The organism is Gilliamella sp. wkB178 (genome assembly GCF_001690705.1).
In the GTDB taxonomy this organism is placed as follows: domain Bacteria; phylum Pseudomonadota; class Gammaproteobacteria; order Enterobacterales; family Orbaceae; genus Gilliamella; species Gilliamella apicola_K.
Window position 1 is genome coordinate 219,067 of the sequence record NZ_LZGK01000016.1, and the last position, 16,608, is coordinate 235,674.

At 33.7% G+C, this 16,608-nt stretch carries 12 protein-coding genes and 1 pseudogene; 2 read left to right on the forward strand and 11 right to left on the reverse strand.

Annotated features, from left to right (window positions below):
- Window positions 1-10: 10 nt before the first annotated feature.
- From citE to A9G13_RS10605, 5 genes and pseudogenes are all read right to left on the reverse strand, one after another.
- Window positions 11-898, reverse strand: a complete 888-nt coding sequence (citE, locus tag A9G13_RS10585) for a citrate (pro-3S)-lyase subunit beta (RefSeq protein ID WP_065557567.1) — start codon at window positions 896-898, stop codon at window positions 11-13.
- A complete protein-coding gene (gene citD, locus A9G13_RS10590; RefSeq protein ID WP_065557568.1) occupies window positions 895-1,185 on the reverse strand; it encodes a citrate lyase acyl carrier protein in 291 nt (96 codons plus the stop codon). The genes citE and citD overlap by 4 nt, the downstream gene beginning before the upstream one ends.
- Before the next feature lie 22 nt (window positions 1,186-1,207).
- On the reverse strand, window positions 1,208-2,242 hold the full coding sequence (citC, locus tag A9G13_RS10595; RefSeq protein ID WP_065557569.1) for a [citrate (pro-3S)-lyase] ligase: 1,035 nt from the start codon (window positions 2,240-2,242) through the stop codon (window positions 1,208-1,210).
- 4 nt (window positions 2,243-2,246) lie between these two features.
- Window positions 2,247-3,092, reverse strand: coding sequence for a fumarylacetoacetate hydrolase family protein (locus A9G13_RS10600; RefSeq protein WP_065557570.1), 846 nt, complete (start codon window positions 3,090-3,092; stop codon window positions 2,247-2,249).
- A 95-nt stretch (window positions 3,093-3,187) separates the two neighbouring features.
- Window positions 3,188-4,480, reverse strand: a pseudogene (locus A9G13_RS10605) (2-hydroxycarboxylate transporter family protein); the annotation flags it as partial.
- 278 nt (window positions 4,481-4,758) lie between these two features.
- On the opposite strand from A9G13_RS10605, the gene A9G13_RS10610 reads away from it, so the two are divergent.
- Together A9G13_RS10610 and A9G13_RS10615 are read left to right on the forward strand one after the other, a co-directional pair.
- The gene (locus A9G13_RS10610; protein ID WP_065557571.1) at window positions 4,759-6,348 is read left to right on the forward strand and encodes an ATP-binding protein; all 1,590 of its coding nucleotides are present in this window, start codon (window positions 4,759-4,761) and stop codon (window positions 6,346-6,348) included.
- 15 nt (window positions 6,349-6,363) lie between these two features.
- Complete coding sequence (locus A9G13_RS10615; RefSeq protein WP_065557572.1) at window positions 6,364-7,056, forward strand: response regulator; 693 nt, start codon at window positions 6,364-6,366, stop codon at window positions 7,054-7,056.
- Between the two features lie 62 nt (window positions 7,057-7,118).
- Here the strand turns inward: A9G13_RS10615 and A9G13_RS10620 are convergent, their stop codons facing one another.
- The 6 genes from A9G13_RS10620 to A9G13_RS10645 all read right to left on the reverse strand — a co-directional run bounded on the left by A9G13_RS10620 (window position 7,119) and on the right by A9G13_RS10645 (window position 16,603).
- Window positions 7,119-7,586, reverse strand: a complete 468-nt coding sequence (locus tag A9G13_RS10620; protein WP_081301243.1) for an AraC family transcriptional regulator — start codon at window positions 7,584-7,586, stop codon at window positions 7,119-7,121.
- 86 nt (window positions 7,587-7,672) lie between these two features.
- A complete protein-coding gene (locus tag A9G13_RS10625; RefSeq protein WP_065557574.1) occupies window positions 7,673-9,070 on the reverse strand; it encodes a glycoside hydrolase family 1 protein in 1,398 nt (465 codons plus the stop codon).
- A 10-nt stretch (window positions 9,071-9,080) separates the two neighbouring features.
- Entirely contained in the window at window positions 9,081-10,946 is a 1,866-nt protein-coding gene (locus A9G13_RS10630) for a beta-glucoside-specific PTS transporter subunit IIABC (RefSeq protein ID WP_065557575.1), read from the reverse strand.
- A 365-nt stretch (window positions 10,947-11,311) separates the two neighbouring features.
- Window positions 11,312-12,199 (reverse strand): triphosphoribosyl-dephospho-CoA synthase CitG, encoded by an 888-nt coding sequence (gene citG, locus A9G13_RS10635; RefSeq protein ID WP_065557576.1) that lies wholly within the window; start codon window positions 12,197-12,199, stop codon window positions 11,312-11,314.
- A gap of 61 nt (window positions 12,200-12,260) precedes the next feature.
- Complete coding sequence (locus tag A9G13_RS11360) at window positions 12,261-15,143, reverse strand: DNA translocase FtsK 4TM domain-containing protein (RefSeq protein ID WP_218059235.1); 2,883 nt, start codon at window positions 15,141-15,143, stop codon at window positions 12,261-12,263.
- Between the two features lie 212 nt (window positions 15,144-15,355).
- The gene (locus A9G13_RS10645) at window positions 15,356-16,603 is read right to left on the reverse strand and encodes a Bcr/CflA family multidrug efflux MFS transporter (RefSeq protein WP_065557578.1); all 1,248 of its coding nucleotides are present in this window, start codon (window positions 16,601-16,603) and stop codon (window positions 15,356-15,358) included.
- Window positions 16,604-16,608 lie beyond the last annotated feature (5 nt).

Consider the following 16,608-nt stretch of genomic DNA (forward strand, 5'->3'; position numbering starts at 1 on the left):
TTCAATCCTATCAAATTTCTTTACGGACGCCAGAATATTTGGCTAGCTCAATAACTTTCTGAGCTCTAGCAATAATCGGAGCATCAATCATTTTGCCATTTAAAGAAACAACGCCTAGCCCATTTCTTTCCCCTTCTTCCGCGGCTTCAACCACTTTTTTCGCATGTTCAACTTCTGCAGCTGTTGGTGCATAAGCATTATGCAATAGTTCTATTTGTCTAGGATTAATCAGTGATTTACCGTTATAACCTAATTTTTTGATCAAACTTACTTCTTTTAAGAAGCCTTCATCATCATTAACATTAGAGTAAACCACATCAAAGGCATCAATTTTAGCCACACGAGCTGCGTGTAAAACGGCGCAGCGAGCATAAAATAATTCAGTACCGTCACCACGTTCAGTTTGCATATCTACAAGGTAGTCAAATGCAGCTAACGCAATGCCTATTAAGCGAGGAGAGGATTTAGCAATCGAAACAGCATTAACTACTGCCACAGCTGATTCAATTGCAGCCATTAATTTCGTACTCCCAACTTCTCGCCCACACTCTTTTTCAATTCTTTCAACATGTGCTTCTAATTCATGAATATCATCAGCAGAATTAGTCATAGGCAAACGAACAACATCCACGCCAGCTCTTACAACTGCTTCAAGATCTTTTAGGCCAAAAGGAGTATTTAGCGCATTAATTCTAACTACAGTTTCGATGCCATGTTCTTTATAAACAGGCAAAAGCAACGTTTGAGCGACTAATAATCTAGCAGAATCTTTCTCTTTAATTGAAACTGCATCTTCAAGGTCAAACATGATTGAATCGGGTTTGTAAACGAAAGATGTTGATAACATCGCAGCGTTGGCACCAGGAAGAAACAGCATACTTCGACGTAATTTTTTCATAGTAATTTACTCCAATCTAAGTTTTCTTCGTTTGCACCACGTAAAACTGCACACTGTACACGTGCTTTAATAGCACAATCAAGCGCGCCTTTGTCATCAATAATAATTAAACCGTCAGTTACATTAAGATCGTTTAATGTTTGATCAACAACCGCGCGTATTTGATCACCAAATTGTTTATTAACATCACTATTAATAACAATTTCTATTCCCGTATTGGGTATGACTTTGACTAACAAATCACTTGATTCGAGAGTTCCTGCCATGGCTTCTTTTTGTATTTTCATTTTTTTACCTTTTTAAAACGAATTAATTGTTTGATTCGACCATATGAGTAGATAAATATGTCCAAGTAGAAGGTGGAACTAATTTTTTAATTGGTTCATATTGTTTTGCTGCAAGTAATTTCCTAACTAGTGATGCCGATATTACTGAATTCCCCTCAGTTATTCGTTGTATTTCTACGACGGTAATAATTGGAAATTGACTTATTTTTTTATCTTGTAACCAATAATGCATAGCCTCATTATAGGCTCTGGTTACTTCACTATAAGGTTCACTGCCAACAAATCGATGAGTAATATTTAAAGCTGGAGCTATATAATTACGAAAAATTAGCAAATCAATACCCATATAAGCATAATCAATTTTGGCCTTATCTTTTAAAAAATAAGATGGGAATGTTGCTTTTGAGATTATATATGCTGAACCAGTGTGTACGGTTACATTATTGAAGTCTTTACATCCATCTTTGACTAGCTGTAGACGAACATCAAATGGAAATAAAGACACATTTTCATTAACAACGAAAACGTGTAACCAATCACATTGACTTGCTGCATATTGAATTAAATATTGATGACCTTTAGTAAAAGGATTGGCGTTCATTACAATACTGCCAATCTTAGTCCCTTCTTTTCGTTCAGTGCCCAAATGCTTACAATATTGTTTAATTCCGATGGGATTATTTTCCATTAAGACAACTAAATCAGTTATCTCAACAATTGGATAGAAACCACATCCTTTAAAAAAATCGGTATTTTCAGGTTTAGTATATAAAAATAGATGAAAATTACCATTTGCATTGGCATATTTTATGACTTTATCAATTAAAGTAAGATTTAGTTGATTGCCTCTATAGTCAGGATGAATGGCGACACATTTAATAATGTTATGATCAATGCCTGCACAAGCGATGATACAGTTATCCACCTTAGCTACTATAAAAATAGTCACTTGTGGATCTAAATCAAGATTTGATAATGATAATAAATATTTAATTTCTTTTTGATCTGCTTCTGATTTAGAAATATCAACAACTAAATAATCAACTACATCGTACATAAAACTACCTTTTTTCTGCAACCACAAAGTTAGTTAAACGTCCAATATTGGAAATTTCAACTTCTATAGTATCGCCATCTTGCATAAATACTGGTGGATTGCGTTTTTTACCCACACCACCAGGGGATCCCGTAAGAATTACATCACCAGGAGATAAATGTGTAAATGTACTAATATAAGCAATTAATTCTGGTACTGTATGAACAAGATTTTTAATTGAATCGTGTTGCATTTCTTTCCCATTTAAATACGTGGTTAGGGTTAAAATAGTTGGATCAGGAATTTCATCTGTAGTAGTTAAACAAGGACCAAAAGCACCCGTATTCGGCCAGTTTTTACCCGCAGTAAACCAAGTATATTGCCAGTCACGGATCGAACCATCCATATAACAACTATATCCTGCAACATAGGATAAAGCATCTTTTTCATCAATACGGAAACCCGCTTTACCAATAATAATTGCTAATTCGCCTTCATAATCTAATTCATTAGTTATTGCAGGTTTTATAATATTGGTTTTGTGACCTGTTTGCGAATCAGGAAAACGAACAAATAATGTTGGAGCAGAGCTGGTTTCATTAAATTCGGCACGTTTTTCAGCATAATTCATTCCAACACATAGAATTTTACTTGGATTTGGAATAACTGGTAAAAACGTGATTTGTTGTTCATTGACATCACTAGGTTTATTTAAATAGGTCTTGGCAATAGATAACCCATCTTTATCTGCAAGAAGCGATTTTAAATCCACATATTTATTACCTAGCTTTAGACCTAAATCAATAATACCGTGATTAGTATATAGACCAAAACTAGCTTTTCCTGAGATAAGATAACTGACCAGCTTCATAAAAACTCCTTAAAAGCTTGTTATTTGAATTGCAATTGTAAAAATAAAATTGGCAATCTTAGTGAAGAACTAAGATCGCCTTAAAAAATAACTAATTAAACTAAGAAATTTCCGAGGATCAATAAAGAAACCGATACATTAATTGCACCACCAATACGGGTTGCAATTTGTGCAAAAGGCATAAGTTCCATACGTTCTGCAGCAGTTAAAATTGCCACATCACCAGTTCCACCTTGACCACTTTGACAGCATGAAATTACTGCAGCATCAATAGGATACATACCTAGTTTTTTAGCAACAAAGAATCCTGTAGTAACTAAACTCACTACAGTACAAACAATTACTATTAGATTTACAATAGTAAATGCCGCAACAATTTTTTCCCAAGGAGTGATTGCTACACCTACTGCGAATAATATTGGGTAAGTTACTGAAGTTTGGAAAAATTTATATACGACTTGTGAGCCACTTAATACTTTAGGTGATACACCTGAGGCTAACTTAACTATTACCGCAGCAAATAACATCCCTACTGGAGCAGGAATACCTGTTAATTTGTGACCAATCATACCAACCATATAAAGTAAAGCAGCTAAAAGTACGCCAGAAGCGAATGTAGTCACATCCATAATAGATTCAGTTTTAGTAGCTTTATTATTATTGTTTTCATCTTCTTCGGACGCAGGCAGTAATCTACCATTACCAGTTAGATGAGGATAGGCCTTACCTAAACGATTAAGTACACCACCACAGATAATACCGGTTAACCCACCTAACATTACTATCGGAAGTACACGACCTAAGGCGTCACCTTGTTCCATACCAAGAATGGAAGCATAACCTATAGATAGCGGAATAGCACCTTCACCGACACCTCCAGCCATAATTGGTAATACGAGGAAGAAGAAAGTCTCGAATGGTGATAAACCTAAAATATAACCCATGCCTACACCGACTAACATTCCAACGATTTCACCACAAGCCATTGGTACAAATATTTTTAAGAATCCTTGAATAAGGGTTTTCTTATCCATATTCATAATACTACCAACGATAATACAACAAATATATAAATAAAGAATGTGAGTATCTTTATAGAATTTTGTTGTAGCTTGTACGATTGGGCTAGGTAAAATACCATAATATACTAATGCAGACGGAATAAAGGTTGCACAGATTGCCGCCGCACCCATTTTACCAACGATTGGTAACCTTTTACCAATTTCGCCACATAGGAAACCAAAGAAAGCACAAGTAACTACCATTACCACGATTTCACTTGGTAATTTACCAGTTACTAACACTTCAGCAAAGATCATGATACCAGCAATTATAAATAGTGGTAAAGGTATTACACCTATTTTATAATCATCCATAAGTTTCCACCAACCATATGGCCAAAACTTGTTATTTTGATTAATACTATTGGTAGTATTTTTATCTTTGTCACCCTGTGTTTTGTTTGTTGAACTTAAATCCACCATGTGTTTTATATCTCCAAAATTATTAAATTGTTTTGAATGGCGCTTATGGTGACAAAATATTAATACAAAAATTGTGATATGAATCATAGTTTCACTGAGGTTTTTATGGTTTTAAAGGATATATGTTTTTTAATGGCGTGATAAACTCTAACGCATATTCTATATAGAAAAACAAGGGTAAAATGAAAAAAAAAATTCAATTATCATTTACGACAAAATTATTTTTATCGCTGTTAATATTTTCATTAATCTGCATCGCTTTTTTACAAAGTTATATATGGAATGCAACCGAAACAGCTTTATATAGAAGTCTAGGTGAAAAAGCTCAAATTCAAGCAAAAGAAGTGGCTGTGATACCTAGTTTAATAAAATATGTTGAAGAAAGAGATACTAATAAAATAGCAGAGTTAGTATCTGGAATTTTTAAACAAAGTGATGCAAGTTACATAGTGATTGGTGACGCTAGTGCGTACCGTTTATATCATACCGCCAATAGCCCTTTATACTCCCCTATGATTGGAGGTGATAATCAGGAAGTACTTAGCGGAAATAGTAGTATTACTATCAGTAAAGGTTCACTTGGTTTAGCTTTACGAGGTAAAGCACCTATTTTAGATCAGGGCAGGGTGATAGGAATTGTTTCTGTAGGATATATGATTGACGATATTTATGAGTTACATAAACAACAATTTATTCCTTTTATTTCATTTTGTTCTTTATTATTTGCTGGATTATTTATTTTTTCGTTGCTTTTTGCGAAAGCTATTAAAAAACAGATGTTTAATTTGGAACCTAAAGAAATTGCGTTATTGGTTAAAAGTCAAAAATCTATCATGGAGTCAATTTTTGAAGGTATTATTGCGATCGATCTTGATTATAAAATTATCAATATAAATCAATCAGCTAGAAGAATGTTAGATATTAAAATTAGTGACCATAAATTATTACACCATGATTTATGTGATTTTATTAAATCAACGGATTTTCTCTATGGATGTGATAACCAAACGGAGGATATACACGACCATATTTGTTATTTTAATAACATCATTGTTATTGCTAATCGCATAAGAATTATTATTGATGAACAAATTCAAGGTTGGGTAATTACATTTCGCAATTATGATGATATTAATTTATTAAGCATGCAATTAACTCAAGTCACGCAATATGTTGATAATTTGCGAGCATTAAGGCATGAACATCTAAACTGGATGGCAACATTATCAGGTTTAATTTATATGAAACGCTATGATGATGCACAAGCTTTTATTACATTACATTCCGCCGATAATCAACAAAATCTAGATTTCATTACCGAACATTTTAAAGTGGCAGCAGTTTGCGGGTTACTAATCGGGAAATATTCGAAAGCACATGAAATTGGTTTGCAGCTTATATTTGACCCTGCCTGTCAATTAAACAGTATACCAGCAGCAATTACTGAGACTGAATTTATGTCAATTTTAGGTAATTTGTTGGATAATGCTTTTAATGCTTGTTTAAAAAATACTCTTGGTAACAAAACAATCTATTTATATCTCAATGATGCTACTGATGAAATTGTATTAGAGGTAAGTGATCAAGGATGTGGGGTAGATGAGAGTATTCGGGATTCGATATTTGAACCAGGCGTAACATCACAAGAAACAAAAGAACACGGTATAGGTTTACATTTGGTATCAACCTATGTAACAAAGGCGAACGGTTATATTACATTTGAAGATAATGAACCTTACGGCACAATCTTTTCTGTTTTTATACCCAAATAATAAAGAGGTAAAAGTATGAAAGAAGATAGCATTAAAGTGCTTATTGTTGAAGATGAGCCTATATTAGCTGAACTAAACGCCGAATTTATTCAAAGAGATACGAAAGTTGAAGTTATTGGTATCGCCTCAAATTTGGCTGAAGCCAAAATAATGGTAGAAAAACTTAAACCAAAATTAATTCTACTTGATAACTATCTACCCGATGGTAGAGGAATTGAGCTTTTTGAATATATTATTAATAATAACCTTGCTTGTTATGTAATTTTTATCACTGCAGCTAGCGATATGGATACTTGTAGTAAAGCCATTCGTTTCGGGGCTTTTGATTATTTGATTAAACCGGTATCTTTTCAACGATTAAAACATTCGCTAGAACGCTTTGAACTTTTTTTATATCGTCAAAGCTTACAAAAACATGTGAACCAACGGCGGATAGACGAACTTTTCAATTTACAGACTAAGGACTTTGTTGATGTTAATCGTCCGTCAAAAGGTATTGAAGAAATTACTTTACAAAAAGTTAAAGATCTTTTTATGCAAACAGATAAACCACAAACCGTTGATGAAATTGTTGAAAAAGCGCAGATCAGTAAAACAACAGCGAGACGCTATTTAGAATATTGTGTACAAACTAAATTATTGACAGTAGAACTTAATCACGGAAAAATCGGTCGTCCCGAAAGACTTTATAAACGACTAGGTAAATAATTGTATTAAATATGGAAAACAAGCTAATTATTAAATCATTATAATTAATTTATAAGATTATATTATTTTAAAGGTAAATAAACATCAGTTATCATTTGTTTAGGAGAAATATTAATACCAACATTTACATAATGAAAGATTGGCGGAAAATTACCGATTTTTTCCCCACTATATGGCAACCATTCTTCTAGTAAATAAATAATGGCTTTGTTGTTATTTCGAGAACCAATATCTCGGCATTTTGCACAACGAAGTAGTGGAATTTTCTTATTGATAATACCATAAGAATTCTTTGCTATTGGTTGATCAATAGAAATAGCAAAATCGATATGATGGTGTTCAATAGGTGTAATAAATGGATTAGTATAATGAATGCCATAGCTTCGATATTTTTCATTATCTAAAAGATTATTTTCTTGTCGCCATTTAACTAATTTATCAACTGTTTTATATTCCAGTAATGGTGAACCAAAGTGTTCTAGTACAGCTATATGTGTTTCTGGGAATTTTACAATTTCTACATTCATCATAAGTCTGACAAAATCTCATTGATTAAATAGATAAATTTTATCTTATGAGGCTAATGGTAAGTAAAGCCCCATAATTGAAAGCATCATTAAATGCCATTATTTTTAATGATGTTTTGGTACCAAAAAAAACTATCCTTTTTGATTCGTTTTAAACTTTTTAAGTTATGGTCATCGCGATCAATATAAACAAAACCATAACGTTTCTTAAATCCTTGATGAGAACTTAATAAATCAATAACAGACCATGGGCAATAGCCAAATAGTTCAACTCCATCTTCAATGGCATCATGGCAAGCTTCGATATGTGCTTTAATGTACTCAATACGATAGTCATCATGAACTTGGTTATCAGCAGTTAATTCGTCCGGTGTCCCTAGTCCATTTTCAGTAATAATGAGAGGTAAACGATATTGTCGATAATATTCGTTGAGCACTAAACGTAATCCCATAGGATCAATTTGAGCTCCATAAGTTGAGGCGACTAGATGTGGATTCTTCTCTATTTTGAAGTAACCATAAAGGTCAAAATCAATATCTTTTTCTTTGGAGCCAAACGGATGCTCATTATCTTCAGGTAAGTAGCTTGCCACTAATGTACGATAGTAGTTTACTGCAATGAAGTCTGGTTTAGCTTGTTTTAAGATTTTTGCATCTTCTACTTGAGTGATAGGGTAAATGCCACAACGTTGTAAGTAGTTTTTATAATAGCCCGGATAATCACCATAACAATACATTTCAAGGGCATAATTTGTTTTGAAATTATCATTCATTTTTGCGGCCCAAACGTCCATCGGTTTATTACTGGCAGGGTAGGTCATGGTTGATGAAACAGCGGGACCAACTTTACTGTTTGGGATTAACTCATGGCAATCTTTAGTTGCTAATGCATGAGCGACAAACATATGATAATCCATTTGTGCTCTAACTTTTTCAGCATCTTCTGGTGCAACATGGTACATGTTCATTCTTTCATTAACGCGAATCATAAGATTTTGTTCATTATTGATTTGCCAGTGTTTAACTCTATCGCCAAAAGCTTTATAGCAAATTTGAGCATAACGCCTGAATGCATCGACTGCTCGTCGATCTTGCCAACCATTATATTTTTCTGCTAATGCAAAGGGTAAATCAAAATGATAAAGGGTAATAAAAGGGATTATGTCTTGTTTAATAAGCTCATTAATTACACGATTATAAAAATTTATTCCTGCTTGATTTATTTCACCATCCCCATCAGGAATAATGCGAGCCCACGAAATCGAAAATCGATATGTTTTTAGTCCAAGTTCTTTAAATAATGCTATATCACTTTCAACATGATGATAAAAATCACTAGTCACTTTGCTATCAGCTTGTATTGCCGAACGTTGAAATGAGTTATAATCGGCAACAGTCATACCTTTACCATCAGCATCCCATCCGCCTTCTATCTGAAATGCTGAAGAAGATGCCCCCCACCAAAAATCTTTGGAAAACTTTTTCATATATAAATTCCTAAACTTGAATAACTAATAGTTTGTTATCATAATCAACTTTAACTTGGTTACTACTTTCAATATTTTTATATAACTGAGAATTAACGACTATAATTGATGTGGTTAAATCAAGTTCTTGTTGTTCTATTTTGTCAATATCAAATGAAACAATTTTAGTTCCTTTTTGGATATGTTGGCCTACTTGTACATAAGATTGAAAATATTTTCCTTGCAGCTTAACTGTATCAATACCAATATGAATTAAAAGTTCTAAGCCATTATCCAATTTTAAACCAATAGCATGTAAAGTAGGGTAGAGTACAGTCACTGTACAGTCTTGCGGAGCTATGACTTCGCCCTTTTCAGGATAAATAGCTACACCTTTACCCATAGCACCAGAGGCAAACACTTCATCTTTAACTTGATTCAAAGGGAGCACTTTCCCTTTGATTGGTGAGAAAATAACACTATCAGTAGTTAATAAGCTATTATTATTTACTTTGGTAGTGTTTGTTTGTTTTTCATCATTTGGAATATCATTAAAACCGACAATAATTGTCATTATACATGAACCAAAAAAGGCGAAAGCGATACCAATCAAATAACATAAAAAGGCTTTTGTCCCCGCTTCAGCATAAACAGGTATTGTTAAAACACCTTGATTGGCAAAAGCGTTACCATATGAACCACCCCAACCCATTAATCCACCAGCGATAGCACCACAAATTACTGCACATATCATTGGTTTTTTTAATCTTAAATTAGCACCATAAATTGCAGGTTCAGTAATGCCAAAAAGAGCAGTGATAGTGGCTGAGGCGGCAACAGTTTTAAGATTTTTATTTTTGGTTTTAAAAAATACTCCTAATGCTGCACCTGCTTGTGAAAAATTAGCTGCACCAGCAAAAGCTAGTAAATTTTGTCGACCAGTTTGCGCTACATCATTGATTCCAATTGGCACAATAGCGCGATGAGCACCAAATATAACTAATATACACCATACTCCACCAATAAACGCACCTAATAGAATTGGGCTAATGTTCATGATGTAGTAATAAACCCAGTTTATAAATTCGCCAATATAAATTCCAATTGGTCCAAATACCAACAATGTTGCAGGTATCATAATCAATAAAGAGAAGGTTGGTACCATGATGATTTTTAATACATCAGGGATAACTTTATCTAAAAATCTTTGCACATAACTTAATATTAATACAGCTATAATGATTGGTATGACACTAGATGTATAACTCGCCTTAGTTAATTCTATGGCAAAAAAGGTGACTTCATTTTTACTGGTCATTAAATTAACTATTGAAGGGTAACATAACGTTGCACCAATTATCATTGAAATAAACTCATGTGCTTTAAAAACTTTTGCGGCGGTATAACCTAAAATTATTGGCATAAAATAGAATACGGCATCGGATGCTGCATGTAGAATTGTATAGGTATTAAAAGTTTTAATATCGATCTGATAATAGTAATTACCAATCATAACCGCAATAGCTAAAATTCCTTTTAACATCCCTGAAGCGGCTATTGCAGGTATAATCGGAGTGAAAATAGCTGCAAAAGCATTAAGAATTTTCACACCAATAGAAACTTTAGGAGCTGATTGTTCACTGGGAGCTAATTCTCCAATAAGTGGTATAATGGCATCATAAATTTTAGTTACTTGATTGCCAAGAACTACTTGATATTGACCACTGCTTTCAACGACAGAAATCACTCCTTCAGTCTGTAATAACTTTTCACGATTAGCCTTATTTATGTCATTCAATTGAAATCTTAATCGAGTAAAGCAATGCGTTAAACTGACTACATTTTCTTTACCACCAACTAATAGTAAAATTTGTTGAGCAATGTTTGGATAATCCATTATTATCTCCTATTACTTATAAGGTGATTTATTTTTTTAAAGTTCAAACATATACAACTATATTGTTAATTTAACAATAATCATCATCATGCCTATTTAATCTATTTTTCCAGTGACATTAATTCGTTATTATTTTGTCAAGTGATTTCAAGCTAACATAGTTTAAAAAAGTAGACAAGTTTGGTTTAATTTTTTGTTAAATAATTTAATTAGGTATTTTGTTACTGAAACGTACATAAAAGTCAGATGATAAATTAATAATTGTGGTAGGAAAATATACTTTATTTTTATTTAGTTAATTTAGATAGTTAAGAATTAGAGATACATTCTGAATTAATTCGAGTATTAAATTGGGATATTAATGATTAATATTGAGATAAAAACCAAGTAATGGCAATTAAATCAGCAGAACCACCAGGGCTTAAATTTAAGTTTATTAATTGCTTATCCAGTTCGTATAAGCATTGACAACCATTAGGATGGATCATGCCATTTTGACTAATTAGTTTTTGAGCTTGTTGTTGCACAAAATTTAAACCGTCAATCCCCCCTCTAGAGACTAAATTAGTATCTTGATTATAAGCAAGTAAATATAACATTGCTTGTAATAGGCTTATTTCTTCATTATAGCCATCTTGTTGCATTCTATTAAAAATAGGTAAGGATATTGTTCTAACCGTTGCATAGCCAGATTCTGCTTCTCCTCTAGCTCCGGATAAATGATGTTGTTTGAAAAGTTTTTCTCCTACTGAGTTAGTAAGGTTATTTTGTTTTAATTCATTATTGACGATGCCTTGGCAAATAACAGCTACTTCAGAACAAATCGCTTGAACATTGACGGGTAAAGCCAATAGTTCTAATTTACCAATTGCGCCAAGCAACAAGCCGAAGGCAAAAATACCACCTTTATGAGTATTAACCTGATTAGTGGCTACATACATTGCTTGTTCACATTGTTGGCCGATTGGTCTTATGCCCTTTAAAAAAGCGTGATGGTCGTTAAATGCTGCTTGTTTACCATATTGATAAAATTTCTCAAACCAAATTGAAATAGCCCGGATACTTTGAATAAAAGTTTGGAAATTCATATCACGATGAGATCCATTATTATTCATATCCACTAAACCTGGTTTAGGTGATAGGCAGATTTCTCTAATCAAGGCTTTGGTTGCCAATTGAGCAGGTAAGCATAAATTGTTATCATCAATGAGTTCTGATTCTAATTGTGATACTTGCTGGAAATAAGTACTCATTATTTATTGTTACCCATTTTTCTTTGATATGGTGCTATCAATTAGTTTAATTACACAAACCTCAATAATCATTATGAGATATTTGAGCGAGTACTTCTCGATTACCGTTGTGACTAGGAGCACTAATAATTCCTTCAATTTCCATCTGCTCAACAATTCTTGCTGCGCGATTATATCCAATTCTAAATTTGCGCTGTACACTCGAAATAGAAGCTCTTCTAGTTTCTATTACAAAGGCGACGACCTGATCAAATAAAGGATCTAGTTCCTCGTCAATGGAATCAATACTACTATTATCATTATCATCGGTTGCGACAGTAACATTCTCAATATATTTTGGTGCACCACGAGCTTTCCAATCTTGAACGACAGCATGTACTTCTTCATCACGCACAAAAGCACCATGAACACGTATTGGAATTGAGCTATTTGGTGCTAAGTAAAGCATATCCCCCATACCAAGCAAGGATTCAGCCCCCATTTGATCTAAAATAGTGCGAGAATCGATTTTACTTGAAACCGTAAAGGCTATACGAGTTGGGATATTGGCTTTAATTAAACCAGTGATAACATCAACTGATGGGCGCTGAGTAGCCAACACTAAGTGTATGCCAGCAGCACGAGCTTTTTGTGCCAGTCTAGCTATAAGTTCTTCGACTTTTTTACCCACTGCCATAATGAGATCGGCAAACTCGTCTACCATGACCACAATATAAGGTAATTTTTCTAGCATAGGAATATTAAGATCCATACTATCAGTTGGTTTCCAAAGTGGATCTGGTATCGGTCTATTCATATCCTCAGCTTGTTTGATTTTTTCATTGTAGCCAGCAATATTACGTACTCCAAGTACTGACATTAAACGGTAGCGTCTTTCCATTTCATTGACACACCAATTTAACGCATTAGCAGCATCTTTCATATCAGTCACAACTGGTGTTAATAAATGTGGAATGCCTTCATAGATAGAAAGTTCAAGCATTTTAGGGTCAATCATAATAAAACGCACATCTTCAGGTTGCGATTTATACAATATACTTAATATCATTGCATTTACACCAACTGATTTACCCGAACCCGTAGTACCGGCTACAAGTAAGTGTGGCATTTTAGCTAAATCAGCAACTACAGATTGACCTGCAATATCCTTACCTAACACAATTGTAAGAGGGGATTGTGCATCACGAAATTGAGGACTATCTAATACTTCTCTAAAATAGACGGTTTGACGATTTTTATTTGGTAGTTCAATCCCGACATATGGTTTTCCAGGAATCACTTCTACTACACGTACTGATGGCATTGATAACGAGCGTGCTAAGTCCCGATCTAAAGTTGAAATTCGTGCAGCTTTGATTCCAGGTGCCAGTTCTATTTCAAAACGAGTGATCACCGGGCCTGGCAGATAATCGACAACTTTAGCCTTGACTCTATAGTCAGCTAAACTTTTCTCTATTAATTCGGACATAGCATTTAATGCAGCATGGTCAACTTCAATTCGTGTTTTTGGTGGTGCTGTTAATAAATTCAATGATGGTAATGGTGTAGTTGGTTTGGGTAATGGTTTCTCATTCCGTCTTAATAGTGGATGAATCAAGCTGTCTTTATCATCATCTAATGTAGAATTGTTACCTTGTAAATCATCAATACCAGCTTCTACAGGCATATTGGCTAATATCTGGTTGGGTTGTTCATCAGCAGCTAAGTTAATTGTTAGTGAAGTTTCTTGCTCAGTTAATAGATCAGCCCTAGTTTCTGCCGATGCATCATCAGTTAATAAATCAATTATAGGTTGCGGATCTTCATTATTATTGTTTGCAATTATTGAATCATTATGAATTTCAGTAAATAGTGGTTTGCTTGGTGCATCAGAAATTGTGTATTTATCTTCTTCAATCACTGGTTCGACTGTAGAATTATTGGCTTGGCTTTCCGGTGTTATAGATTCGTCTGATTTAATGGCTATTTTACGCTCATTCATGTTTTTAATAATCAATTCCATGCGAGTTAGAATATCATCAGGATCAATTTCCTTTTTAAGTTTCTTATCACCAGTTTCATTTAGTGCATGTGATTGTTGAGGCTCAGTATTTTCTAGTGTTTGTATTAGTTCCGCTGCTGTTTTTATTAAAATCTTTTCATCTTCTTGGGATGCGGCGGTTATTGCTTGTTCAGGTCTAGCAGTGATAGAAGGTTCTGAAGTTTTATCACTTTTATTTAGTTGTAAAGAATCAAGGGTATTGCTGTCTAAATTTTGTTTATCCAGAGGGAGTGTAAATTTGTGTTGTTCTGGTTCTTTAGTTAATACTTCCTTCTCTTCTCGATTATGGGTATCTTTATTTTGACGTTGTGTTAATAGCCATCGTATAGGTGCAAGTAATAACATAACAAAGGCACCTAATTTTTCAGTAAGATTTAACCATGATAATCCAGTTAACAAAGTAACACAGGCAAGACAAGTACCGAGTAACACTAATGAAGTAACAAAACTGTTCATAACTGGCAATAGGCTTTCAATGACTATTGAACCTAAATAGCCACCAGCAGCAAACTGCTCGGTATCTTGAATATTTAGAGTAAAAAAACCAGTAGTACTAAAGATAAAAGCTAAAATACCAATAATTCGAAATGATAAACTGAAATAATTGATGGGATCATGGGCATGCTTATAAAAATAGCTCATTAACTGCAAACAAATAAAAATAGCGATAAACGGTATGCTGTAAGCAATAAAACCTAAAAATTGCAATAGAATATCTGCAGCATAAGCGCCAATATAACCTCCAAAATTAGTTACTGGGTAGTGCCATGCAGTCCTAGACCAACCTGGATCAGATGGGTCGTAAGATATTAATGATAAAAATAAGCCAACAGATAACGCTATTATAGCTAATAATAAAAGTTGAATAATTATCTGCTTTCTTGTGATTTTTGATTTTTTCAAACCAGTACCTAAAATACTATCGCGATTAAAATTGTTGGCATTTTAGCATAAATTAACCCCCTATACAGTGTGAATACTGTATAAAATTAAATTTATTATGTAGATTTTTTTGCTAGAACACTGAAAAACATAGCAAATTGTATATTCTTTTTATTAGATATTTTGGTGTTGGAATTAATGTTGATTATCTATGCATTAAAGTGGTTAGATAATCATTCCAGTTTCCTTTTATTGTTTCTAACACTCAAAAATAATGCAACAGCCATAAAATTACATAATACCATTGATCCAACCATAAGCCATTCAGTTATATTATCAGTGACCGTAGTTACAGTATTTGATGTTGCAAACATGGAAAGTAAGATGCCAATTGCACCGGCAACAGCAAAACGTATAGTACCAGCTAATGAGGATGCAGTGCCAGCAATATGAGGATAAAAATCTAGTATCACTGCCATGCCATTGCCTGCGATAATAGACATACAACCAATATAACCGGCAATACAAGCAACTAAATACACAAAACCAAGATTAAATAGTGTTACCAACATTAAGCCAACGGCCATAATAAATTGGACGGTCAGTCCAAATTGCATCATTTTAATCGAGCCAATATGCTTTACAAAGCGACTATTGAGCGTATTCATGAATACCATCACAATAATGTTAACGGCAAAATAATAACCGAAATTAATTGAAGCTACGCCATGCAAATTCATATATACAAAAGGTCCTAAGCTAAGGAATGAAAATAGTCCAGCACCTGAAAATGCACCTATCATCATGTAAGTTAACACTTGCCTATGACGAAATAACGTTATGAAGTTACTTAATATTCGTACTAAACTAAATTTTGCGCGTTTAATTTTATGTAATGTTTCTGGAATAAATGCTATTACCAAGCCAAGGCATAATAAGGCTATAATTCCAAGGGTATAGAAATTCGCTTTCCAATTAAACCAATTTAAAATGAACCCACCAATAATAGGTGCTAGTAACGGTGCTACGTTAGAGATTAGCATAACAAAAGACATCATTTTGGAAAATTCATCACGGTCGCGAAAGATATCTTTCATTAAAGCATTAATGATAATGGTAGTTGCTGCCGCGGCGATACCATGGAAAAAACGAGCCGTAATTAATTGATTAATATTGATTGCTATACCACAACTTAAAGCTGCACAAGTGAAAATAATTAAACCAATAATTAGCACATTGCGGCGACCATAACTATCTGTGATTGGACCAAATAATAGTTGGCCAAATGAAAAACCTAATAAATAGCAACTTATGGTAAGCTGAACGGCTGAGTCCGTTACATTAAAATCATGGGCAATAGTTGGCATGCTTGGTAGATACATATCTATCGATAATGGCATTAACATAGATATAAAACCGAGAACGAATATCAGCGCTTGTTTAGAAATTTTAATTTCTACTTGGTTTACCGGGGTTGACAACTTAG

Bases quoted from the DNA above. Each gene is read 5' to 3' on its own strand.
- A9G13_RS10615 (WP_065557572.1), top strand. From the start codon at position 6,364: ATGAAAGAAGATAGCATTAAAGTGCTTATTGTTGAAGATGAGCCTATA.
- A9G13_RS10620 (WP_081301243.1), bottom strand. From the start codon at position 7,586: ATGATGAATGTAGAAATTGTAAAATTCCCAGAAACACATATAGCTGTA.
- citE (WP_065557567.1), bottom strand. From the start codon at position 898: ATGAAAAAATTACGTCGAAGTATGCTGTTTCTTCCTGGTGCCAACGCT.
- citG (WP_065557576.1), bottom strand. From the start codon at position 12,199: ATGAGTACTTATTTCCAGCAAGTATCACAATTAGAATCAGAACTCATT.
- A9G13_RS10630 (WP_065557575.1), bottom strand. From the start codon at position 10,946: ATGGATTATCCAAACATTGCTCAACAAATTTTACTATTAGTTGGTGGT.
- citC (WP_065557569.1), bottom strand. From the start codon at position 2,242: ATGTACGATGTAGTTGATTATTTAGTTGTTGATATTTCTAAATCAGAA.
- A9G13_RS10610 (WP_065557571.1), top strand. From the start codon at position 4,759: ATGAAAAAAAAAATTCAATTATCATTTACGACAAAATTATTTTTATCG.
- A9G13_RS10600 (WP_065557570.1), bottom strand. From the start codon at position 3,092: ATGAAGCTGGTCAGTTATCTTATCTCAGGAAAAGCTAGTTTTGGTCTA.
- A9G13_RS10625 (WP_065557574.1), bottom strand. From the start codon at position 9,070: ATGAAAAAGTTTTCCAAAGATTTTTGGTGGGGGGCATCTTCTTCAGCA.
- citD (WP_065557568.1), bottom strand. From the start codon at position 1,185: ATGAAAATACAAAAAGAAGCCATGGCAGGAACTCTCGAATCAAGTGAT.